17 protein-coding genes are annotated in these 22,521 nt (G+C 61.8%); 7 read left to right on the top strand and 10 right to left on the bottom strand.

The window, feature by feature from the left end:
* Positions 1-177 precede the first annotated feature (177 nt).
* The 3 genes from rho (at position 178) to EV674_RS06615 (ending at position 3,571) form a co-directional block, all read left to right on the top strand.
* On the top strand, positions 178-1,440 hold the full coding sequence (rho, locus tag EV674_RS06625) for a transcription termination factor Rho (protein WP_119012773.1): 1,263 nt from the start codon (positions 178-180) through the stop codon (positions 1,438-1,440).
* Between the two features lie 88 nt (positions 1,441-1,528).
* The gene (locus EV674_RS06620) at positions 1,529-1,786 is read left to right on the top strand and encodes a type B 50S ribosomal protein L31 (protein ID WP_119012774.1); all 258 of its coding nucleotides are present in this window, start codon (positions 1,529-1,531) and stop codon (positions 1,784-1,786) included.
* A gap of 96 nt (positions 1,787-1,882) precedes the next feature.
* Positions 1,883-3,571 (top strand): hypothetical protein, encoded by a 1,689-nt coding sequence (locus EV674_RS06615; protein ID WP_119012775.1) that lies wholly within the window; start codon positions 1,883-1,885, stop codon positions 3,569-3,571.
* Positions 3,572-3,671: 100 nt separating this feature from the next.
* On the opposite strand, the gene phoR is transcribed toward EV674_RS06615, so the two are convergent.
* From phoR to pstS, 7 genes are read right to left on the bottom strand one after another with little or no spacing between them, the layout of a single operon-like run.
* A complete protein-coding gene (phoR, locus tag EV674_RS06610; RefSeq protein ID WP_119012776.1) occupies positions 3,672-5,042 on the bottom strand; it encodes a phosphate regulon sensor histidine kinase PhoR in 1,371 nt (456 codons plus the stop codon).
* A gap of 46 nt (positions 5,043-5,088) precedes the next feature.
* Positions 5,089-5,796 carry a phosphate regulon transcriptional regulator PhoB gene (gene phoB / locus EV674_RS06605; RefSeq protein ID WP_119012777.1) on the bottom strand — a complete coding sequence of 236 codons (708 nt, stop codon included), beginning with the start codon at positions 5,794-5,796 and terminating at the stop codon, positions 5,089-5,091.
* A 22-nt stretch (positions 5,797-5,818) separates the two neighbouring features.
* Entirely contained in the window at positions 5,819-6,520 is a 702-nt protein-coding gene (gene phoU / locus EV674_RS06600; RefSeq protein ID WP_119012778.1) for a phosphate signaling complex protein PhoU, read from the bottom strand.
* A gap of 11 nt (positions 6,521-6,531) precedes the next feature.
* The gene (pstB, locus tag EV674_RS06595) at positions 6,532-7,329 is read right to left on the bottom strand and encodes a phosphate ABC transporter ATP-binding protein PstB (RefSeq protein WP_119012779.1); all 798 of its coding nucleotides are present in this window, start codon (positions 7,327-7,329) and stop codon (positions 6,532-6,534) included.
* Between the two features lie 15 nt (positions 7,330-7,344).
* Complete coding sequence (gene pstA, locus EV674_RS06590; RefSeq protein WP_119012780.1) at positions 7,345-8,226, bottom strand: phosphate ABC transporter permease PstA; 882 nt, start codon at positions 8,224-8,226, stop codon at positions 7,345-7,347.
* On the bottom strand, positions 8,223-9,248 hold the full coding sequence (gene pstC, locus EV674_RS06585; protein ID WP_374761672.1) for a phosphate ABC transporter permease PstC: 1,026 nt from the start codon (positions 9,246-9,248) through the stop codon (positions 8,223-8,225). Before pstC ends, pstA begins: the two co-directional genes overlap by 4 nt.
* Positions 9,249-9,306: 58 nt before the next feature.
* Positions 9,307-10,347 carry a phosphate ABC transporter substrate-binding protein PstS gene (pstS, locus tag EV674_RS06580; RefSeq protein ID WP_119012781.1) on the bottom strand — a complete coding sequence of 347 codons (1,041 nt, stop codon included), beginning with the start codon at positions 10,345-10,347 and terminating at the stop codon, positions 9,307-9,309.
* A gap of 203 nt (positions 10,348-10,550) precedes the next feature.
* On the opposite strand from pstS, the gene EV674_RS06575 reads away from it, so the two are divergent.
* Positions 10,551-11,741: an ABC transporter substrate-binding protein gene (locus EV674_RS06575; RefSeq protein ID WP_119012836.1), complete on the top strand. Its 1,191-nt coding sequence runs from the start codon at positions 10,551-10,553 to the stop codon at positions 11,739-11,741.
* Between the two features lie 73 nt (positions 11,742-11,814).
* A complete protein-coding gene (ppx, locus tag EV674_RS06570; RefSeq protein ID WP_119012782.1) occupies positions 11,815-13,299 on the top strand; it encodes an exopolyphosphatase in 1,485 nt (494 codons plus the stop codon).
* A gap of 46 nt (positions 13,300-13,345) precedes the next feature.
* Here the strand turns inward: ppx and EV674_RS06565 are convergent, their stop codons facing one another.
* From EV674_RS06565 to EV674_RS06555, 3 genes are all read right to left on the bottom strand, one after another.
* The gene (locus EV674_RS06565) at positions 13,346-13,810 is read right to left on the bottom strand and encodes a SixA phosphatase family protein (protein ID WP_119012783.1); all 465 of its coding nucleotides are present in this window, start codon (positions 13,808-13,810) and stop codon (positions 13,346-13,348) included.
* The gene (gene ppk1 / locus EV674_RS06560; RefSeq protein WP_119012837.1) at positions 13,807-15,999 is read right to left on the bottom strand and encodes a polyphosphate kinase 1; all 2,193 of its coding nucleotides are present in this window, start codon (positions 15,997-15,999) and stop codon (positions 13,807-13,809) included. Before ppk1 ends, EV674_RS06565 begins: the two co-directional genes overlap by 4 nt.
* 177 nt (positions 16,000-16,176) lie before the next feature.
* A complete protein-coding gene (locus tag EV674_RS06555) occupies positions 16,177-17,013 on the bottom strand; it encodes a GNAT family N-acetyltransferase (protein ID WP_119012784.1) in 837 nt (278 codons plus the stop codon).
* Positions 17,014-17,225: 212 nt separating this feature from the next.
* Between EV674_RS06555 and EV674_RS06550 the strand changes: the two genes are divergently transcribed.
* Both EV674_RS06550 and EV674_RS06545 read left to right on the top strand, forming a co-directional pair.
* Positions 17,226-20,174, top strand: a complete 2,949-nt coding sequence (locus EV674_RS06550; protein ID WP_119012785.1) for a bifunctional diguanylate cyclase/phosphodiesterase — start codon at positions 17,226-17,228, stop codon at positions 20,172-20,174.
* Between the two features lie 81 nt (positions 20,175-20,255).
* Positions 20,256-22,484: a sensor domain-containing protein gene (locus EV674_RS06545; RefSeq protein WP_119012786.1), complete on the top strand. Its 2,229-nt coding sequence runs from the start codon at positions 20,256-20,258 to the stop codon at positions 22,482-22,484.
* Positions 22,485-22,521 lie beyond the last annotated feature (37 nt).

Here is a 22,521-nt window from a genome sequence, read left to right as displayed (position 1 = left end):
CCAGAGCAGCGCGATTTTCCCGAAAATTTTCCTGTCATAATCTGTGTCGATCTTTGGGCTGCACGCATTGGCAGCCTGCACCAGATCACCCGGTTGGCCCAAGCTGCCTACCGCAGTTTTTCCGGCATCTCGCATTCCCCCCAAGATTCATACCAACTCCGCCAAGGAGTCACCCCCATGCACCTCAACGAACTCAAGGCACTGCACGTGTCTGAAGTCCTCAAGCAGGCCGAAGCGCTTGAAATCGAAAACGGCGGCCGCATGCGCAAGCAGGAACTGATGTTTGCCATCATCAAGAAGCGGGCGAAAGCGGGTGAGCAGATTTTTGCCGATGGCGTGCTGGAAATCCTGCCCGACGGCTTTGGCTTCCTGCGCAGCCCCGACACCAGCTACACGGCCAGCACCGACGACATCTACATCAGCCCCAGCCAGGTGCGGCGCTTTAACCTGCACACCGGCGACATGATCGAAGGCGAAGTGCGCACGCCCAAGGATGGTGAGCGCTACTTTGCGCTGACCAAGCTCGACCGGGTCAACGATGGCCCGCCCGAACAGAACAAGCACAAGGTGATGTTTGAAAACCTCACGCCGCTGTTCCCCAAGGAGCACATGCGGCTGGAGCGCGACATCAAGAGCGAAGAAAACATCACTGGCCGCATCATCGACATCATTGCCCCGATTGGCCGCGGCCAGCGCGCTCTGATCGTGGCTCCACCCAAGAGCGGCAAAACGGTGATGATGCAGCACATTGCCCACGCCATCACCGCCAACAACCCCGATGTGCATTTGATGGTGCTGCTGGTGGACGAGCGCCCCGAAGAAGTCACCGAAATGCAGCGCACGGTGAAGGGCGAGATCATTGCCTCGACTTTTGATGAGCCAGCGGCGCGCCATGTTCACGTCGCTGAAATGGTGATCGAACGCGCCAAGCGCCTGGTCGAGCTGAAAAAAGACGTGGTGATTTTGCTGGACTCCATCACCCGCCTGGCCCGTGCCTACAACAACGTCGTGCCGTCCTCGGGCAAGGTGCTTTCGGGCGGCGTGGACGCAGCCGCACTGCAACGCCCCAAGCGCTTCTTTGGCGCAGCGCGCAAAGTGGAAGAAGGCGGCTCACTGACCATCATTGCCACGGCGCTGGTCGATACCGGCAGCCGCATGGACGAGGTGATTTTTGAAGAATTCAAGGGCACGGGCAACTGCGAAATCCACCTGAATCGCCGCCTGTATGAAAAGCGCGTGTTCCCTGCCATCGAACTCAACAAGAGCGGCACCCGCCGCGAAGAGCTGCTGCTGGCGCCTGAAATTCTGCAAAAAACCCGCATCCTGCGCCAGTTCATGTACAACATGGACGAGATCGAATCCATGGAGCTGATGATCAAGAAAATGAAGGAAACCAAAACGAATGTGGATTTCTTCGACGCCATGCGCCGGGGCGGTTAAGGGACTGCGGGCTATAATCGAGGGCTTTTTATTGCGGAAAGTACGCCAAGCGGTTTGGCGCGGCTCCCGCACTTGACAAGGATTGATCATGAAAGAAGGCATTCACCCCAACTACCGCGAAGTTCTGTTCGTGGACCTGTCCAACGGTTTCAAGTTTGTGACCCGCTCCTGCGTGAACACCAAGGAAACCGAAACCTTTGAAGGCAAGGACTACCCGCTGTACAAGCTCGATACCTCGTCTGAGTCGCACCCCTTCTACACCGGCACGCAAAAGTCGGTGGACAACATGGGCGGCCGCGTCGAGAAGTTCCGCAACCGTTTCGGCAAGACGACTGTGGCGAAGTAATCTTCGCTGCTCCGCCAAAAAGGCAGCCCGGGCAACCGTGCTGCCTTTTTGTTTGCGCTTATTCTCCAGCCACCCCAAGCCTTCCCTGACTGACGCGTGAACCATCTGACCCCCGCCATCGTGGCGCAAAGTGCTGTGCGCAGGCTGCCTCGGCCGGCGCTGCTGTTGCTGTGTCTGGCCTACATCCTGCCGGGCTTTGTGGCGCGTGACCCATGGCGCGGTACCGACATGGTGGCATTTGGCTACATGCGCGCACTGGCGCAGGGCCACACCGACTGGCTGGCGCCCCAGTTGCTGGGCATGGCGCCCGACACCCTGGGGCTGCTGCCGTACTGGCTGGGCGCCTGGGCCTTGCAGGGGCTGGGCACCGTACTGCCACCCGAGCTGGCCGCGCGCATCCCGTTCATTGCCATGTTGGTGCTCACGCTGTGGGCCACCTGGCATGGCGTGTATTGGCTGGCACGCAGCCGTGGCGCGCAACCCGTGGCCTTCGCGTTCGGTGGCGAGGCACAGCCCGCCGACTATGCCTGTGCCATGGCCGATGGCGCCCTGCTGGCCTTGCTGGCTTGCCTGGGTCTGGCACAGCCTTCGCACGAGGTGACCTCGTACCTGACACAACTGTGCTGCACGACGCTGGTGTTTTTTGCCCTGGCGGGTGCCCCCCACCTGCGCTGGCGCCCTGTGCTGGCCTTGGTGGCTGGCCTGCTGGGGCTGGTGCTCAGCGGCGCACCCACGCTGGCGCTGCTGTACGGCGCGGGTGGCGCGGCCCTGTGCCTGCTGGAATACCGCTGCGCCCTGCAAACACGTGCCGGTGCCCGGTGGTGGGGCCTGATGGTGGTCGCACTCAGCCTGGGGGCAGCCCTGCTGGCCTGGCAACTTGACCTGCTGCGCTGGCACGCCACCCTGCCCCAGGCCGATGACAGCGCCAGCCTGGCCCGGCTGCTGCTCTGGTTCACCTGGCCGGCCTGGCCGCTGGCACTATGGACGCTGTGGCGCTGGCGCAAACAAATCGCCACGCGCGCACCACACCGGCATTTGCTGCTGCCGCTGTGGTTTGTGCTCGTATCCCTGGGCGCCACCCTGACCACCCAACCGGCAGACCGCGCACTGCTGCTGGCACTGCCCGCGCTGGCGGCACTGGCGGCTTTTGCATTGCCCACGCTCAGCCGCAGCGTGGCCGCACTGGTGGACTGGTTCACGCTGCTGTTCTTCAGCAGCTGCGCCATTGCCATCTGGGTGGTGTGGATTTCCACGCAAACGCATATCCCGGCCAAACCGGCCGCCAACGTGGCCAAGCTGGCACCTGGTTTTGTGCCCGAGTTTTCGATGCTGGCGCTGCTGCTGGCTTTGGTGGCCAGCGCCGCCTGGTGTGCGCTGGTGGGCTGGCGTGCCAAGCGCCACCGCGCAGCCATCTGGAAAAGCCTGGTGCTGCCCGCCGCAGGCTCCACCCTCAGCTGGGTGCTGCTGATGACGCTGTGGCTGCCCATGCTGAACTACGGCCGCAGCGACGCGCCGCAGGTGCGCGCCATCGTGGCAGCACTGGGCCAGGGCACCAGCGGCTGCGTGGCAGCCCAGCGCCTGAGCCGCAACCAGGTGGCAGCGCTGCAATACCACGGCAAGCTGCAACTACTGCCTGCGGACAGCCACCACACCTGCGACTGGCTGATTGCACCGGCAGACACGCCCGCACCGCACCACAGCGCCCGCTGGCAGGAACAGCAGCGCATTGCGCGCCCCACCGACGCCAAGGATGTGCTGGTGCTGTACCGCCGCCGCCCAACCTGACAGAGCCAAAATTTCAGGTCAAATCCGGCTCTAATGCCCGTGTAATAAGCGCAAGCAGCTATTAAAAAAGTAGCTGAAAATGCCCACGAAAGGCAACGCTTTATCCGGCCCCAGGCGTGGGCATGGCCAGCGCGTTGTGCGGTTTGCGCACCCGGCTGGCCGGAAAATGCACGCTGAAGGTGGAGCCACGACCAGGCTTGCTATCGATCTCCAGCACGGCATCGTGGCGCTGCAACACATGCTTGACGATAGACAGCCCCAGCCCCGTGCCACCGGTTTCGCGCGAACGGCTGTGGTCCACGCGGTAAAAACGCTCTGTCAGGCGTGGCACATGCTTGGGGTCAATGCCGGGGCCGGTGTCCTGCACTGAAAACACCGCGCCGCCATCGTCTAGCCAGCGCCATTTCACCGTGATGGAGCCGCTGGCAGGTGTGTAGCGCACCGCATTGGCCACCAGGTTGGAGAGCGCGCTCAGCAACTCGGACTGTATGCCCGCAATCTCGCCCAGCCCCTCTGCCGGAGCGGGCAGCGGAAACACCATGGTGTGGTGCTGCGACTGGTTGCGCGTGAGCAGCTGCGACAGGGCGCGCCCCTCGTCCGCGCATTGCTCCAGCAAGCGCTGCACCGATACCCATTCGCCCTTGCCCGGCCAGGGGCTGTCCTCCAGTCGCGACAGCGTCAACAAGCCCTGCACCACGTTTTGCATGCGCATGGCCTGCTGGGCCATCAAGGCCAAGTAGCGCTCGTTTTCTTCGGGAGACAGCTTCAGGGTTTGCAGCGTCTCGACAAAGCCGGTCAGCACCGTCAGGGGCGTGCGAATTTCATGGGAGACGTTGGCGACAAAATCGCGCCGCATGGCCTCGGCCTGCTCCAGCGCCGTGATGTCACGCGACAACATCAGCTTGCGCCCCTGGCCGTGCGGGTAAATGTGTACCGACAGGCGCACGGGCCGCGAGGGCGTGCTGGAGCGCCCCTGCAAGACCACGCCGTGCGCGTAATCTTTGCTGGCCAGGTAGGCCGTGAAGTCTGGATCGCGCACCAGATTGCCCAGCAGCTGCATCCGGTCACGCTCGGCATCAAAACCAAAGTGCGCGCAGGCTATCTGGTTGCACCACTCAATGTGGCCTTCGGAGTCGAGCAGCACCAGGCCATTGGGCGAGGCTTGCAGTGCCGCAAAAATATCGTCCAGCTGGCTCTCACGCTCTTGAATCTGTAACTGCTGTGCGCGCAGCAAGCGGCGCACACGGTCCAGGGCCTGACCCCACAGGCCGTGCATGGGCTGGGGCAAGGCATCCAGGTCGCCATGGCGAAACCAGCGCAGCACACGCAAACCACGCCCCAGATCAGCAGCAAACCAGCACCAACCCGCCAAGGCACCACCCACCGCAGCCCCCCAAGCGCCCCCGTACCACCAGCCCAGCAGCAACCCGAGCACCTGGCTCAGTGAAAAAACAAGAATGCGCCAAGCCATGCGAAATTACCCGGTGGGTGGAGGAGAAAGGGGGGTGGAGACGTTCTCAGGCTTGCAGCAACGCCTTGGGTTGTGCCGTGAGGCGGTAGCCTGCACCGCGCACCGTCTCGACCATGGCACCGGCCATGCCCAACGCCTCACGCAGGCGCTTGACATGCACATCCACGGTGCGCTCCTCGATGAATACGTGGTCGCCCCAGACCTTGTCGAGCAACTGCGAGCGGCTGTGCACGCGCTCCGGGTGCTTCATCAGGTAGTGCAGCAACTTGAATTCAGTAGGCCCGACCTTGACCGGCTGCTCTTGGCACGTCACCCGGTGGGTGGCTGCATCCAGCGTGAGCACACCAATGCTGACGCTGTCGCTCAGCTGCTCGGGCGCGCGCCGGCGCAGCACGGCACGGATGCGCGCCAGCAGCTCCTGGGTGGAAAAAGGTTTGGTGATGTAGTCGTCGGCACCGGCATCCAGCCCGGCCACTTTGTCGGGCTCGTCGCCGCGTGCGGTCAGCATGAGGATGGGGATGGGCTTGGTACGGCTGTCTGCACGCCATTTGCGCGCCAGCGCCAGCCCGCTTTGGCCGGGCAGCATCCAATCGAGCAAGATGACATCGGGCAAGATGGCGTCCAGCTCGCGCTGGGCGCTATCGCCGTCTTCCGACCAAATCGGCGAAAAACCGTTGTGGCGCAGGTTGACCGCAATCAGCTCTGCAATGGCGGGCTCGTCTTCAACAATCAGGACGCGGGGAAGTCTTTTCATCGCACAAGGCCAAAGAGGAAGGTCAGAGTAATGCTGACTCAATCTGATCGAGCGATGTGTGGCGCACATCCATGCCCTTGACCAGGTAAATGATCAGTTCAGCCAGATTCTTGGAGTGGTCGCCAATGCGCTCAATGGCCTTGGCCAGAAACAGCAAGTCCAGGCTGGGCGAGATGGTGCGTGGGTCTTCCATCATGTAGGTGATGAGCTTGCGCACAAAACCGTCAAATTCCTGGTCAATCAAATCGTCTTCTTTGAGGATGGCGACTGCCGCGGTGGTATCGAGGCGGGCAAACGCGTCCAGCGCCTTGCGCAGCAATCCCGAAGCCAGGTCTGCCGCCACGCGCAAATCCATTGTGGGCAGCGAGCGCGAAGCACCGCTTTCGATGATGGACTGCACCATGCGCGCCATTTTGCTGGCCTCATCGCCCATGCGCTCCAGGTTGGCTGTGGCCTTGGAAAAGGCCATCAGCAAACGCAGATCGCGCGCGGTGGGCTGGCGCCTGGCGATGATGGTGGAGAGGTCTTGGTCAATCTCGACCTCCATGGCATTGATGCGGTTCTCCATGACCGCCACCTGCTTGACAGACTCCAGGCTGAAGTGCGACAGCGCATGGATGGCCTGGCGAATTTGCGATTCCACCAGCCCCCCCAGCTCCATGACACGGGCAGAAACACTGTTCAGTTCACTGTCGAACTGCGATGAAAGATGCTTTTCGGTCATGCCGTCTCCTGTCAGCCAAAACGGCCCGTAATGTAGTCTTCTGTTTCTTTGCGCTGGGGTTTGAAGAACATGCGCTCGGTTTCACCGAATTCCATCAGATCGCCCAGGTACATATAAGCCGTGTAGTCGCTGCAACGCGCCGCCTGCTGCATGTTGTGGGTGACGATGACCACGGTGTAATCGGTCTTCAGTTCGGCGATCAGCTCCTCGACCTTGGCGGTGGAAATGGGGTCCAGCGCAGAGCACGGTTCGTCGAGCAACAACACCTCGGGCTTGATGGCAATGCCACGCGCAATGCACAAGCGCTGCTGCTGCCCGCCCGAGAGGCTGGAGCCGCTTTGATTGAGCTTGTCCTTGACCTCGTTCCACAAAGCGGCTTTGCGCAGCGCCCACTCCACGCGCTCTTCCATATCGGAGGCGCTGAGGCTTTCAAACAATTTGACGCCAAACGCGATGTTGTCGTAGATCGACATCGGAAAGGGGGTGGGCTTCTGGAACACCATGCCCACCTTGGCCCGGATCAGTGCCACATCCTGTTTGCTGGTGAGCAGGTTTTCGCCGTCCAGAATGATCTGGCCCTCGGCGCGCTGCTCGGGATACAGCTCGAACATGCGATTGAACGTGCGCAACAGCGTGGATTTGCCACAGCCTGACGGCCCAATAAAGGCCGTGACCTTGTTGGCAGGAATGTCCAGATTGATGCCCTTGAGGGCGTGGAACTTGCCGTAATAGAAGTTGAGATCGCGCACCGTGATCTTGGACTCGGTGGGCGTCGGCGCCGCTGCGCCTGGTTGGAGAGAAGAAGGCATGCAATCGTCCTTGTCTTATTTTTGGCGCGTCAAAACACGCGCCAGAATGTTGAGCCCCAGCACTGCCACAGTGATAAGGAACACACCGGCCCAGGCCAACTGCTGCCAGTTCTCGTAGGGGCTCATGGCAAACTTGAAGATGGTCACGGGCAGGCTGGCCATGGGTTTGGAGAGATCGGAGTTCCAGAACTGGTTGTTCAGCGCCGTGAACAGCAACGGTGCTGTCTCACCCGCAATGCGCGCCACGCCCAGCAAGACACCCGTGATGACGCCCGCGCGCGCCGCACGCAGTGTGACCATGCTGATCACTTTCCACTTGGGCGTACCCAGTGCGTAGGCCGCCTCACGCAACCCGGCAGGCACGAGCAGGAGCATGTTTTCTGTGGTGCGGATCACCACCGGAATCACGATCAAAGCCAGCGCCAGAATGCCGGCATATGCCGAAAAGCTTTTGAACCGCGCTACCACCACGGCGTACACAAACAGGCCAATCACGATGCTGGGAGCCGACAGCAAAATGTCGTTCACGAACCGGGTAATGGATGCCAGCCAGCCGTGCGTATCGTATTCAGCCAGATACACACCGGCCATGATGCCGATGGGCGTACCCACAAAGGTGGCCATCATCACCATCACAAAAGAGCCAAAAATGGCATTCGAGATACCACCAGCCTCGTTGGGTGGCGGCGTCATTTCAGTGAACAGGGCCAGACTCAGACCGCCAACCCCCAGGCGAATGGTTTCCCACAGAATCCAGACCAACCAAAACAGGCCAAACGCCATGGCGGCCAGCGCCAGGGTCAGGGCTATCTGGTTGACGCGCTTGCGGCTGTTGTAGCGCGCCTGGCGCTGGCGGGTCTGCTCTGCCGCTGACAAAAGGCTGTGCGATGTTGTCATGTGCGCGCTCCTTCGTTCTTCTTGAGGCTGGCCAGCAGCACCTTGGACAACGCCAGCACCACGAACGTGATGAAAAACAGTACCAGACCCAGGTAAATCAACGATGCCTGGTGCAAACCTTCGCCCGCCTCGGCGAACTCGTTGGCCAAAGCCGAAGTGATGCTGTTGGCTGCTTCAAACACCGACAGGGAGTTGAGCTGGTTCATGTTGCCGATCACGAAAGTCACTGCCATGGTCTCGCCCAGCGCGCGCCCCAGACCCAGCATGATGCCACCCAGCACACCCGTCTTGGTGTAGGGGAGCACCACCTTCCAGACGACTTCCCAGGTGGTAGAGCCCAGACCGTAGGCCGACTCTTTCAGCAGCGGCGGTGTCACTTCAAACACGTCACGCATCACCGACGCAATGAACGGAATGATCATGATGGCCAGGATGATGCCTGCCGACAGAATGCCGATGCCCACCGGCGGCCCCGACACAAAAGCGCCCAGGTAGGGCACATCGCTCAACAAAGATTGCAAGGGTTGCTGGACATAGGTGGCCAAAATAGGGCCAAACACCATCAACCCCCACATGCCATAAACGATGGAGGGCACAGCAGCCAGCAATTCGATGGCGGTACCCAAGGGGCGTTTGAGCCAGGCTGGCGACAGCTCTGTCAGGAACAAAGCGATACCAAAGCTCACTGGCACCGCCACCAGCAAGGCAATGAAAGAAGTGACCAGCGTGCCGTAAATCATGACCAGACCGCCGTACTCGTTCTGCACGGGATCCCAGACCGTGCTGGTCAAAAAGCCCAAGCCGTACTTCTCAATCGAGGGCCAGGCACCAATCACCAGCGAGGTCATGATGCCCAGCAGCAAAGCCAGCGTCAAAACGGCTGCGCCACGCGCCAGCCAGCCAAACATGCGATCCGCCAGCACGCCAGAAATCAGCGGCTTGCGGGAGGGGGGTGTAGTCTGCTGCGAGCCAGACCCTACCTTGGCAGGGGCGGCTTGGTGGACTGGCAACGTAGTGGACACGTCTGCGCCTTTGTAAAAAGTGAAGAAGGCAGCTGGCGTGGTGCCAGCCACCGTCAGATTACTTCAGGGCAATGGCCTTGCCGGAAGCGTCCTTGATGTTGTCCCAGGACTTCATGATGATGCCCTTGACGCTGTCAGGCATGGGCACGTAGTCCAGGTCTGCGGCTGTCTTGTCGCCCGATTTGTAAGCCCATTCAAAGAACTTCAGTGCGGTGGCGGCCTGCACCGGTTTTTCCTGGACTTTCTGGAACAGGATGAAGGTGGCCGACGTGATGGGCCAGGAATCCTTGCCGGGCTGATCGGTCAGGATCTGGTAGAAGCTCTTGGCCCAGTCGGCACCAGCGGCAGCGGCCTTGAACGAAGTGTCGTCGGGGGCCACGAAGTTGCCTGCCGAGTTCTGCATCAGCGCGTAGGTCAGCTTGTTTTGCTTGACGTAAGCGTATTCCAGGTAGCCAATCGAGTTGGGCAGGCGGCCCACAAAAGCGGCCACGCCTTCGTTGCCTTTGCCACCGGCACCTGTAGGCCAGTTGACAGCGGTGCCCTCGCCCACTTTGGCTTTCCAGTCGGCGTTGACTTTGGACAGGTAGTTCGTAAAGCCGAAGGTGGTGCCCGAACCATCAGCGCGGCGCACTGGGGCAATGTCGCTGTCAGGCAATGCCAGCGCAGGGTTCAGCGCCTTGATGGCAGCGTCGTTCCACTTGGTGATCTTGCCCAGGTAGATGTCGCCCAGCACCTGGCCGTTCAGCTTGAGCTGGCCCGGTGCCACGCCCTTGATGTTCACCACGGGCACGATGCCGCCGATCACGGTAGGAAACTGCACCAACCCTTTTTTGTTCAGCTCCTCATCCTTCAGAGGCGCATCAGAGGCGCCAAAGTCCACCGTCTTGGCTTCGATCTGGCGCAAGCCTGCACCCGAACCCACCGACTGGTAGTTGATCTTCACACTAGTGGCTTTGTTGTAGTCGGCTGCCCACTTGGAATACAGCGGCGCAGGAAAACTGGCACCAGCTCCCGTGGCTTCCTGTTGCGCCATGGCACCGGAGAACGCTCCGGCAGAAGCCACACCAGCTACCAGAACTCGAATCATGGACATTTTCATGAAGATACCTTTTGGGATTGAAGGAGTTGGGATGTGGCGACTCTAGGCCCCTCATATGACAGTGCTGTGACAACAGCGGACGCCTGTCACAAAGCATTTTTTGCGGTTCTGGGTGGCCAACACGGCCCTTCGTCACATCTTCTTCACAGGCCCTGCGTAGTCTGTGTACTGCGCAAATAACACCTGTCACGCATCCAATGGCCATGTACCCTTCCGATAGTCCAGCGGTTGCACTGAACCGCCGCCAGTGGTTTGCCTGGAGCGCTGCTGCCAGCGCCGCCATGGCAGGCGACGCAACGGCCCAGCCCCTGCTGTCAGCCAGCCCGGCCCGCAACACCGATGCTGAACGCCCTTTGGTGGTGGCCCAAATCGTTGATTTGAGCCTGAACCAGCAAGATGTCAGCCGGGACTTTCTGGTGGGCTCACGATCCGCCTGGCAAAACCTGAACGCACGCGGCGGTGTGCGGGGCCGCACGGTGCAACACATCACGCTGGAAACCAATGGCTCACCCGCAAGCCTGCAAACTGCCTGGCAAACTGCACACCGGCAAACCGGGTGTGTGGCGTTGTCTGGTTGTGTGGGCAACGCCACCGCCGCCGCACTGGTGGCCATGCCCCCTCCTGCCGATTCCAGCTCTGCCCTGGCGCTGATTGCACCCTGGTTGCACAACGCTGTCACCGACAGCGAAGCCGAAACGGTGTTTGAGGTGTTTCCAGACCACCAGACCCAGATAGCGCATGCCATCAAAACGCATGCGTCGCTGGGGGTCAAACAGATCGGCGTGGTGTTTGCCAACGTACAGGTGCAGCAGCAATCCCAGGGCTATGTGCTCCAGGTAGCAAAGAGCCTGGGCCTGGAGGCCCAGATACTGCCGCACGCCAGCGCCAAGAGCCCCATTGCAAATCAGCTGATAACGCCAACGCAAACCATTATTTTGTTTGTCGGGGGAACTCCGGAGTTGCATGCCTTCGTGAGCAAGCTCGCCGCCCCACCAGGCCGGCAATGCTTTGTCGTGGCCCTGGCCGATGTCAACCTACAGGTGCTGGCCCAGATGGGAGGCACACCCAAAGGCATTTCTATCATCGCCACGCAGGCAGTTCCCTTGATCAGCTCCAGCCTGCCCGTGGTGCGCGCTTACCGCGACGCGCTGGGCCGGTTTTTTGACGAGTCCCCCTCCCCGCAAGGCCTGGCAGGGTTCATTGCCGCACGCTATACCGCCGAGGTTCTGGGCGGCATCACCGGCCCCATCACACGCGCCACAGTGCTCGCGGCATTACAGCGGCGCGCTGATGTGAACATGGGCGGGTACGTCGTGGCCTACCGGGGGAAAAAGCGCACCAACGCCTACGTGACGCAAAGCATGCTGACCCAGGACGGTCGCATCATCGGCTGACGCACCGCCCCGAACACCAGAATGCGGGTGCTATGCTGCCCGCTGAAGATACAAGCGCCTTGCGCGCACCAACATGCACAACGGAACACTGCTCGCAGCTGTGGATCTGGGATCCAACAGCTTTCGCCTGGAAATTGGCCGCTTCGAGCACGGCCACATCCAGCGTGTGGAATACATCAAAGAAACCGTGCGCCAAGGCAACGGCCTGGATGACAACCGCAACCTGACGCCCGACGCCTTGCAGCGCGGTTGGGATTGTCTGGCGCGTTTTGCCGAGCGCCTGGCCGACTTTCCCAGTGCCCAGGTGCGTGCCGTGGCCACGCAAACCCTGCGCGAAGCGCGCAACCGCGATGTTTTTCTGCACCGTGCCAACCAGATACTGGGCCACCCCATTGATGTGGTGTCCGGCCCCGAAGAAGCCCGCCTGATTTACCAGGGCGTCTCGCACATGCTGGCGCAATCCAACGAGCGGCGGCTGGTGGTGGACATTGGCGGGCGCTCAACCGAGCTGATCCTGGGCCAGCAGTTCAACGCCAACGCGGTGGCCTCTTTCCGCGTGGGCAGTGTGGCGTGGTCAGCGCGGTATTTTCCGCAGGGTGTGTTTACGGCCCAGGCCTTCAACACCGCAGAAATCGCTGCCAAGGCCGTGCTGGACGAGGCCCTGGACGCTTACCGCCCCGAAGACTGGGAAGTGGCCTACGGCTCCTCGGGCACGATAGGCGCCGTGGGCGACATGCTGGCCGCAGCAGGCCATCCGCCCGGCACCATCACCCCCGAAGGGCTGGACTGGCTGCAAGAGCGCATGTTGCGCGCGCAAAGCGCTGACCGGCTGCGCCTGGAAGGGCTCAAGGAAGAGCGCCGCCCCGTCATTGGCGGCGGGCTCAGTGTGCTGCGCGCCGTGTTTGAGCTGTTGCAAATTGACCGTATGCAGGTGGCGCAAGGCGCCTTGCGCCAGGGCGCTTTGTACGATCTGCTCGACCGAGAGCAACCCACCACCGACCTGCGAACCTCCACCGTGCGCTCGCTGATGCAGCGCTTTGCTGTGGACGAAGCACAGGCCGAGCGGGTGGCGCAGGTAGCCTGCGCCCTGTTTGCCCAGGCCAGCCACGGCGATCACGCCCACGCACTGCGCAAACTCGGCTGGGCCGCACGCCTGCACGAAATCGGCTGCCGCATCTCGCACAGCGAGTCGCACCGCCACGGCGCCTACATCCTGGACAACACCGATGTCGCCGGCTTCTCGCAGCCCGAGTTGCACCGCTTGGGCATGCTGGTACTGGGACACAAAGGCAAGGTGCGCAAACTCGAAACCGACCTGGACGACGCCACCTTTGCCTTGCAACTGCTGTGCCTGCGCCTGGCCGTCGTGCTGTGCCACGCCCGACGCGACCCGGACACCCACGCACTGGCGCTGCATGCCAACACGGGCCTTGGTACTTTTGAACTGAGCGTGAGCGCGGGCTGGGCAGAGCGCTATCCACAGTCGGCACACCTGCTGCGCGAAGAGGTGCTGGCCTGGCAAAAAACGCCGTGGACGCTGGCGCTGGATATTCAATAAAGATAGCTGCCAGCGCACACCCCGTGCGCGCTGGAGCCACTTTTCATCATAAAAACTCTGGTGACTGCACCGTGAGCAAGACGGTTTCGGTGGCGTCCAGGCGCTGGCGCTGGCGCAACCACCAGACCGACCCTTTGCGGATCGCGCACTCAGAGGCCTGCATGCCCAGCAGCTGCGCTGCCACCTGGCCCAACATGGGCTGGTGGCCCACCACCAGCACAGTGCCTTGGGCGCTGGGCCACTGGGCCAGCTCCAGCAGGTCTTGCGGCAGGCCGTCGGGCAGCAGCTCGGCGCGCAGCTTGTATTTCCGGTTCAGCGCCTTGACCGTCTGCTCAGTGCGCACTGCCGGGCTGGCCAGTACGCGCAAACCATCGGGCAAGTGCTTGCGCAGCCATGCGGCCATGTGGGCGGCCTGCTTCTCGCCGCGCGGGGTCAGGGGGCGCTGAATGTCCTCCTCGCCCTCGACGAGGTCACGGGCATGGGCATGGCGCCACAAAATCAAGTCCATCATTTCATTCCTCCCGCTGCGGTGCTGCGTGCATAGCGGTGCATCAGCGCGTTCTGCACCCCTGTGCCGCTGCCATCGGGGCTGGAGCGGGCATACACGCCATCGGGTTGCAGGTTCCAGGCATCACGGTCGTCGCACAGGTAGGCCACCAGGCATTCGTCCACGATGCGCTGGCGCAGCACCGGATCGGTCACGGGCCAGGACACCTCTACGCGGCGCAGCATGTTGCGGTTCATCCAGTCGGCGCTGGAGAGGTAAAGCTCCTCTTGCTCGCCAGCGCGGAAGTAGAACACCCGGCTGTGCTCCAGAAAGCGCCCGATGATGGAGCGCACCCGGATGTTGTCGCTCACGCCGGGCACCTGCGCGGGCAAGATACAGGCCCCACGCACGATCAGATCGATGCGCGCGCCGCGCTGGCCCGCCAGCAACAAAGCACGCACCAGGGCCTCGTCGGTCAAGGCGTTCATTTTGGCAACGATGCGGGCATCTTTGCCTTGCGCTGCGGCCAGCCCCACCTGTTCGATTTTTTCCAGCGTGCGCCGGTGCAGGTGAAACGGCGCCACCAGCAAGCGGCGCATGCGCGGCAGGCGGTTCTGGCTGGCCAGGTGGTTGAACACGTTGTCCATGTCCGCCGTGGTGTCTTCGTCGGCAGTCAGGTAGCTCAGGTCGGTGTACAGGCGCGCCGTGCGCGGGTTGTAGTTGCCAGTGGACAAATGGCCGTAGCGGCGCAGCACACGGCCTTCGCGGCGGGTGACCAGCAGCATCTTGGCGTGCGTCTTGAGACCCACCACGCCGTACACCACCTGCGCGCCCACCGATTCGAGCGCTTCAGCCCAGTTGATGTTGGCCTCTTCGTCAAAACGTGCTTTGAGCTCGACCACCGCCAGCACCTCTTTGCCCCGGCGCACGGCCTCGCGCAGCAAATCCAGCATTTGGGGATCGGCGCCGGTGCGGTAGATGGTTTGCTTGATGGCCAGCACATGCGGGTCGTTGACGGCCTCGCGCAGAAAAGCCAGGACGCCATCAAAGCTCTCAAACGGCTGGTGGATGAGCACGTCGCCCTTGCGCAGCTGCGCCAGGATAGAGCCGCCTTGCTGCATTTGCTGCGGCCAGCACGGAGGTGATGGCTTGAACAGCAGGTTGGGCGCATCGGCCAGGTCGATCAACTGCCCCAGCCGCACCAGGTTCACCGGGCCATGCACACGGTACAACGCAGGCGCAGGCAGATTGAACTGTGCGCGCAAAAAGTCAGACAGAAAATCCGAGCAGCCCGCCGACACCTCCAGCCGCACGGCCTCACCGTAGTGGCGCTGTTGCAGCCCCTGGCGCAGCGCGGTACGCAGGTTGCGCACGTCCTCTTCATCCACCGCCAGATCCGAGTGGCGGGTGACACGAAACTGCGAAAACTCGGTGACCTGGCGCTCCGGGAACAAATCTTCCAGGTGTGCCCGCACCACGCTGGACAGGCTGACGCACTGCGCCCCTTTGGCTGCAACGGCAGCGGGCATGCGTATCAGCCGTGGCAGCGCACGGGGAATTTTGACAATGGCGATCTCATTCTCACGGCCAAAAGCATCGCCGCCCTTGAGCCGCACGATGAAGTTCAAGGACTTGTTGGCCACCTGCGGAAAAGGGTGCGCCGGGTCCAGGCCGACCGGAATCAGCAGGGGGCGCACCTCGCGCCGGAAATACTCCCGCACCCAGCGCCGCTGCGCAGGTGTGCGCCGCCCGTGCGAAATGATGCGAATGCCATGGGCATCCAGCGCTGGCACCAAATCATCGTTGTAGAGCGCATATTGGCGCGCCACCAGGTCATGCGCCTTGGCCGACAGGGCCTCAAAAGAGGCCTGGGTGCAGGGCCCTTTGGTTTCCCCGCTGCGGGCTGCTGCCAGATGGGGGGCTGCGCGAACCTCGAAAAACTCGTCGAGATTGGAAGAAACAATGGTCAGAAAACGCACCCGCTCCAGCAGTGGCACATCGGCGCGAACCGCCCAGTCAAATACGCGCTCATTGAAGGCCAGAATGCTGTGGTCCCGGTCCAGCAAAGTAGCTTGCAGGACATCGGATGCCTCTGGGATCAGCGCAGTACAGGCTTGCTCTGGCACTGCATGCAGCGCTTTGGACTGGGACGGCGTGGGCGAAAAGGTCTGGTGCGACGAAGTCACAATGCGATCCTCTGAAGAAGGTGACATGGCGCGCTCAAAATCGATGGTAAATATGACAGTATCAAGCAACGCTGTGTCAATTTCGTGACATTAACCGCAACCAAGATACACCGGTCACAGTCTGACGCACCGCTGCGCCGGACGCCCGGAAAACCGTTTCCAACGTCGCTGGCGGACACATTTTTCTGGCGCTTCTGCGGATTTTCAACAGCCCAGAAAATGCTGACGGTAGCGCAATGGCAGATCGGCAATGCGCATCATCATCGGCAGATCGGCAGTGTTGAAGTCCGGGTCCCATGCAGGTGGCCCCAGCACCCGCGCTCCCATGCGCAAATAGCCTTTGATCAGAGCGGGCGGTTCAACCACCAGCGAGTCATCCAGCCGCTCTACCGGCAATGGCAGACGCGGCAGCACCTGGTGCTCAATGGGTGCCAGGTGGGTCTGGCGCAGTTGCTGCCAGATACTGGCGGCCACATGGGCACTGGGCACGCCGTGGTGAACCATGGGAATGCTGGCGCAGCCGATCATGGTGTGCAGCCGGTTGCGCACCATGAAATCGGCCAGCGCCCCCCACAGCGCCAAAATCACCCCACCATGGCGGTGCTCCGGGTGAACGCAGCTGCGGCCCAGTTCTACGGTGTGCGCGCGCAAGGCCCGCAGACGGGTCAGGTCAAACTCGGTGTCGCTGTAGGTGCAGCCCACGCGCTGGGCCTGCGCAGGCGTCAGAACACGGTAGGTGCCCACCACCTGGCGCGTTGGCACATCGCGCACCAACAGGTGTTCGCAGTAGTCATCGAAAAAGTCGATGTCATATCCGGGCTCTGGCGTATGGAGACGGGCACCCATTTCTGTGGCAAAAACATCAAATCGCAGGCGCTGGGCTTGTCGCACTTCGTCTTGGTGGCGTGCCCAGGCCACTTCAATACGGCTGCCGCCAGGGCGTATCCCCTGCCCTGGGCGTGCATCGTCTGTGCGCTGAGGCGAACCGCAGGGCAAAGAAGGCGCCGACAGGGGCAGCGCGGGGCCATGTGAATCGTTCATCAGACACTCCAGGGTTTACGGGGTCACGGAGTACCACAGCAGCAACCAAACGATTTTTCTGGCACGAACGCTGCGGCACCTGGGCAATAGTGTGGGCACCACGGATGACAACGCGGTGTAGCTTGCATGGTGTTTTCATGACAACGCCTGGCTGGTGTTCAACACCATAAGCAGGCCCTAGCGCCTGCATAATTCAGCGAGGAAAACACACAGTGCCACCACGCTTTCACCCCACCGCTGCTTCGCCCCTGTACGCTGCGCTCGTAGCGTTTGTGCTCACGGCACTGTGTGCGGGCGCCATCATTGCCAGTCTGGAACGCAGGGAAGACGCGCAAGAGCGCACCCAGGTAGCCGACTTGGCCAGCGACCATGCACGGGCACTGCAACGCAGTATTGAACTGGCACTGTCAGCCAACAACGCATTGGCGGCGCTGGTGCGCCAAGGCAATGGCAACGTGCCCGATTTCGAGGCCATAGGCACACAAATGCTGCCTTTCTATCCAGGCATCGCAGCGCTGGGACTGGCACCGCAAGGAGTGGTGCAGCATGTGGTGCCCCTGCGGGGCAACGAATCCCTGATTGGCTTTTCCGCACTGTTGAGCCCACAACAAAGTGCAGAGTCCGCCTTGGCGCGCGACAGCAGAAGAATGACCCTGGCTGGTCCATTGCAACTGGTGCAAGGTGGCTTGGGTGTGGTGGGTCGCCAGCCGGTGTACCTGGACACAGGCTCTGGAGAGGAACGCTTCTGGGGCTTTACGAGCGTGACCATTCGCATCTCAGAGGTGCTGTCGGCAGCCAATCTGCCGCAATTGAGCGCACGGGGCTACCAGTACCGACTCTGGCGCACGGTTCTACACACTGGGGAAGAACAGGAAATCAGCGCATCCGTACCCCCGCCCGGCCCCCACGCTGCCGTGCGCACACTGTCTTTGCCCAACGGCCAGTGGCTGCTGGCCGTGGCGCCCAGCCAGGGCTGGGGCTCACCGGTGAAACTGGCGGTACGCTGCGCACTGGGCTTGCTGGTGAGTTTGCTGATGGCCTACCTGGCCCGCCTGCTGCTGCAACTCAAAGCCCACGAAAAAGACCTCGAATCCATGGTGGCCAAGCGCACGAGAGAAATCGAAGCCACGCAACAACAACTCAAGGCCACCATTGAGGCAATTCCTGATTTGCTGTTTGAACTCGACAGTGAAGGCCGGTTTATCAACATCCACCACCAGCGCCCCGATATGCTGGTGGCACCAGCTGCCAGCATGCTGGGCAACAGCATTTACCAGCACTTGCCAACAGCTGCGGCGCAATCGTTTGCGGCGGCACTGCGTGAAGCCGATGAGACCACCTGGTCTACGGGGCACGAACTCATGCTTGATCTGCCCATGCGGGGGGCGACTTGGTTTGAACTGTCGGTATCACGCAAAGCTACCACCCCGGGTGGCGAAGCGCCAGGCTACGTGGTCTTGTCGCGTGACATCACCGAACGCAAAATCGCGCAGAAAGCACTGGTCTTGACATCGCAAGCGTTTGACCAAAGCAGCGAAGCCATCGTGTTGTGTGATGCACAAGGCAGTGCCGTGCGGGTGAACCGCGCCTTCAGCCGCATTACCGGATTTTCTGCTGCCGAGGCACTGGGCAGGCCCGTCAACCTGTTCACCGCCAATGCCGATGCAACCACCAGCTTTGACCAGCTGTGCGAGCAGCTCAACCCGCAAGGTTTCTGGGAAGGCGAAGTTTGCAGTCGGCGCAAAGACGGCTCCATCTACCCGCAGTGGCTCTCTTTGAGCAACGTGCGCGACGAACAAGATCGGGTGACGCACCACATCGCGCTCTTTCGCGACACCACCCAACAACGCGAAACGCAAGACCGCATACGGCACCTGGCCCATTTTGACCACCTCACCGGGCTGCCCAACCGCGCCCTGCTGGCCGAACGTGCCCAGCGCGACATCGAACAAGAGCGGCGCAACGGCGGCTCTTTGGCCATGGTGTTCATTGACCTGGACCACTTCAAGAACGTCAACGACTCGCTGGGCCACCGCATCGGTGACACCCTGTTGGTGGCCATGTCCAAACGCTTGCAAGCACTGGTACGCGCCCAAGATACCGTCTCCAGGCTGGGCGGTGATGAGTTCTTGCTGCTGCTGCCAGGCACCACGGCAGAGGCCGCTGCGCTCATGGCCACCGATCTTTTGCACGCCCTGGCACAACCCTTTCAAATCGACCAATACGAGCTCACCACCACGTTGTCTATCGGCATTGCGGTGTTTCCCACCGACGGCGGCAACTTTGACACGCTCTACCAGCGTGCCGATGCGGCCATGTACCGCGCTAAACGCAGTGGCCGCAACCGCCACAGCTTTTTTACCGCCGATCTGGAGGCACGCTCAGCCCGCACCCTGGCACTGGAAAATGCCCTGCACCGGGCGCTGGAGCGCCAGCAGTTCGAACTGCACTACCAGCCCCAGGTGTCGCTGCACACACGCCAGATCGTGGGGGCAGAAGCACTTTTGCGCTGGCGCCACCCGGAACTGGGCATGGTCTCGCCCGCCGAGTTCATTCCGGTGGCAGAAAACAGCGGAATGATCGTCGCCATCGGCGAGTGGGTGCTGCGCACTGCGGCCCGAGATGCCAAGCATTGGCTGGACCAGCAATTGCCATTGCGCACCGTGTCCGTCAATCTCTCGGCCATACAGTTCAGGCATCCCCAACTGCCTGACATGGTGTCGCGCTGCCTTCACGAAGCCAACCTCTGCGCCAGCCACCTGGAGCTGGAACTGACCGAGGGCGCTGCCGTGGACGACCCCGATGCCGCGCTGACCGTGATGCAACAACTGCACGAGCGCGGCGCCCGCCTGTCCATGGACGACTTCGGCACCGGCTATTCATCGTTGAACCAGCTCAAGCGCTTTCCGCTGGGAAAGCTCAAGATTGACCAGTCTTTTGTGCGTGACGTCAGCGTCGATGCCAGCGACCGCGCCATCATCAGCGCCATCATCCGCATGGCCCAGGCCATGGACATGACTACCACCGCAGAAGGCGTAGAGACCGAAGAGCAACTGGCCTTCTTGCTGGAGCAAGGCTGCGATGAAGGCCAAGGTTACCTCTTCAGCCGCCCGGTACCGGCATTGGCCTTCGAAGCCCTCTTGCGCGCTAAAAATGCCTGAAGGTAGCCCCAGCAAGCACCTGCTGATACACTTTGGCACATATTTTTGTGCAGGCCGCATCTTGCTGCCATCATTGGCGACATGTCTTTCTTGTACGACCCACCCATTTTGCAACCCTCTGCTACCTCCTCGGGTGCTGCATTAGAGCGCGCCTTGCGTGAACAGCAAACTCTGCTGGACAGCGCGGGGGCGGGCATTGTTTTCATACGCCAGCGCCTGGTGGTGCGTGCCAACCCGCGCTATGCCGAAATCTTCGGCTACGCCTCCCACCACGATCTGGTGGGGCAAACCAGCGAGAGCTTCTACCCCAACCGCAATGCTTTTCGCGCACTGGGGCGTGCCGCCTATCCGGTGGTGTCCCAAGGCAAAACCTACCGCACCGAGCAGCTCATGCGCCGGCGCGACGGTTCGCTCTTTTGGGGCTGCCTGACTGGCACGCTCATCAACCCGCAGGACACCTCCGAGGGCTCCATCTGGATCATCGACGACATCGACAAGCAAAAGAACGCACAGGTTCAGCTCGATGCCGCCCTGCGGGAAAAACAGGCGCTGCTGGAGAACGCGATGGTCGGCATTGTGTTCCTGCACCAACGCCGCCTGACACACTGCAACCGCCATTTCGAGCAAATGCTGGGCTATGGGCCTGGCGAACTCGCTGGCAGCCTGTCACAGCGCTGGTACTACCACGACACGGACTGGGAAGCGGTCGGTCGCGAGAGCAACGCAGCACTGGCACAAGGACGCAGCTTTGAGGGCGAACTCACGCTGCGCAAAAAAGACGGCACACCCGTGGCCTGCGAAGTGCGCTGCAAAGCCATCCACCCGACCAAGCCCGAAGACGGCACCGTCTGGATCACCCTCGACATCACCGAGCGGCGCCAGGCGCAAGCGGAGCTGGCACGCATACACGGCGAACTCGAACGCCTGGTACAAGAGCGCACCGGCCAGCTGCGCGACACCGTGAACAACCTGCACCGCGAAATCAACGACCGGCGCCAAGACCAGGAACGCATCTACTGGCTGGCGCACTACGACCCGCTCACAGGTTTGCCCAACCGCACGCTGCTGGCCGAACGCAGCCAGAAAGCCATTGAGATGGCCCGGCAAGAGCAGTCGCCATTGGCCGTCATCTTTCTGGACTTGGACCATTTCAAACACGTCAACGATTCCCTGGGCCACCGGGTGGGCGATGCGTTGCTGGTGGCCATTGCCAAACGCCTGCGCGCGGTGGTGCGCGAAAAAGACACGGTTTGCCGCGTCGGTGGTGACGAGTTCATTTTGCTGCTGCCTGGTGCCAATGCCAGAGGTGCCCAACGGGTGGCCACCAAGCTGCTGGAGGCCTCACGCCAGCCCTACCAGATAGACCACCACGAGCTGACCATGGCCCCCTCCATGGGCATTGCGCTGTACCCCGAGGATGGCACCGACTTCGACACCCTGAACCAGGCCGCCGACGTGGCGATGTACCGCGCCAAACTGGTGGGGCGCAACACGTACAGCTTTTTCACCCCCGAAATGCGGGCCCAGTCGGTGCGCGCGCTGCAACTGGAAAACGCCCTGCGCCGCGCTCTGGAGCGCGACCAGTTCACGCTGCACTACCAGCCCCAGGTCTGCATCACCACCGGCCAGCTCACCGGGGTCGAGGCACTGCTGCGCTGGCAGCACCCGGAGCTGGGCCAGGTATCGCCCGCAGAGTTCATTCCGGTGGCCGAAGACTGCGGACAAATCTTGCCGATTGGCGAATGGGTGTTGCGCCAGGCACTGGTACAGCTGCGGGTGTGGCGCAACCAGGGCTTTGCCTTGAAAACCATGGCAGTCAACCTGTCGGCCGTGCAGTTTCGCCAGCCGCAACTGCCCGAAATCATCAAACGCACACTGGCAGAAACCGGCCTGGAACCCGGCTGCCTGGAACTGGAGCTGACCGAAGGGGTGGCCATGGACGACCCACGCGCTGCCATCGCCACCATGGACCAACTACACGCTTGCGGCATTCGGCTGTCCATGGACGACTTTGGCACGGGCTACTCATCGCTCAGCCAGCTCAAGCGCTTTCCGATTTACAAGCTCAAGATCGACCAGTCGTTTGTGCGCGATCTGGACGACGATGCCAACGACCGCGCCATCGTCAGCGCCATCATCCGCATGGCACAGGCCCTGGGCATGCAAACCATCGCCGAAGGGGTGGAAACCATAGGGCAATTGGCCTTTTTGCGTGAACAAGGCTGCACCGAGGCCCAAGGCTATCACTGCGGCAGGCCACAGCCCGCAGCGCAATTGCAGGCGCTGCTGGCAGCCCAGTTGCTGTGCTGAACCAGAGGGCCTCCACAGGCCCTTGATTACATATAAA

The organism is Simplicispira metamorpha, assembly GCF_004341365.1.
Lineage (GTDB): Bacteria > Pseudomonadota > Gammaproteobacteria > Burkholderiales > Burkholderiaceae_C > Simplicispira > Simplicispira metamorpha.
The sequence above is the reverse complement of the archived record's forward strand: the minus strand, read 5'-3'. Positions and strand labels throughout refer to the sequence as shown.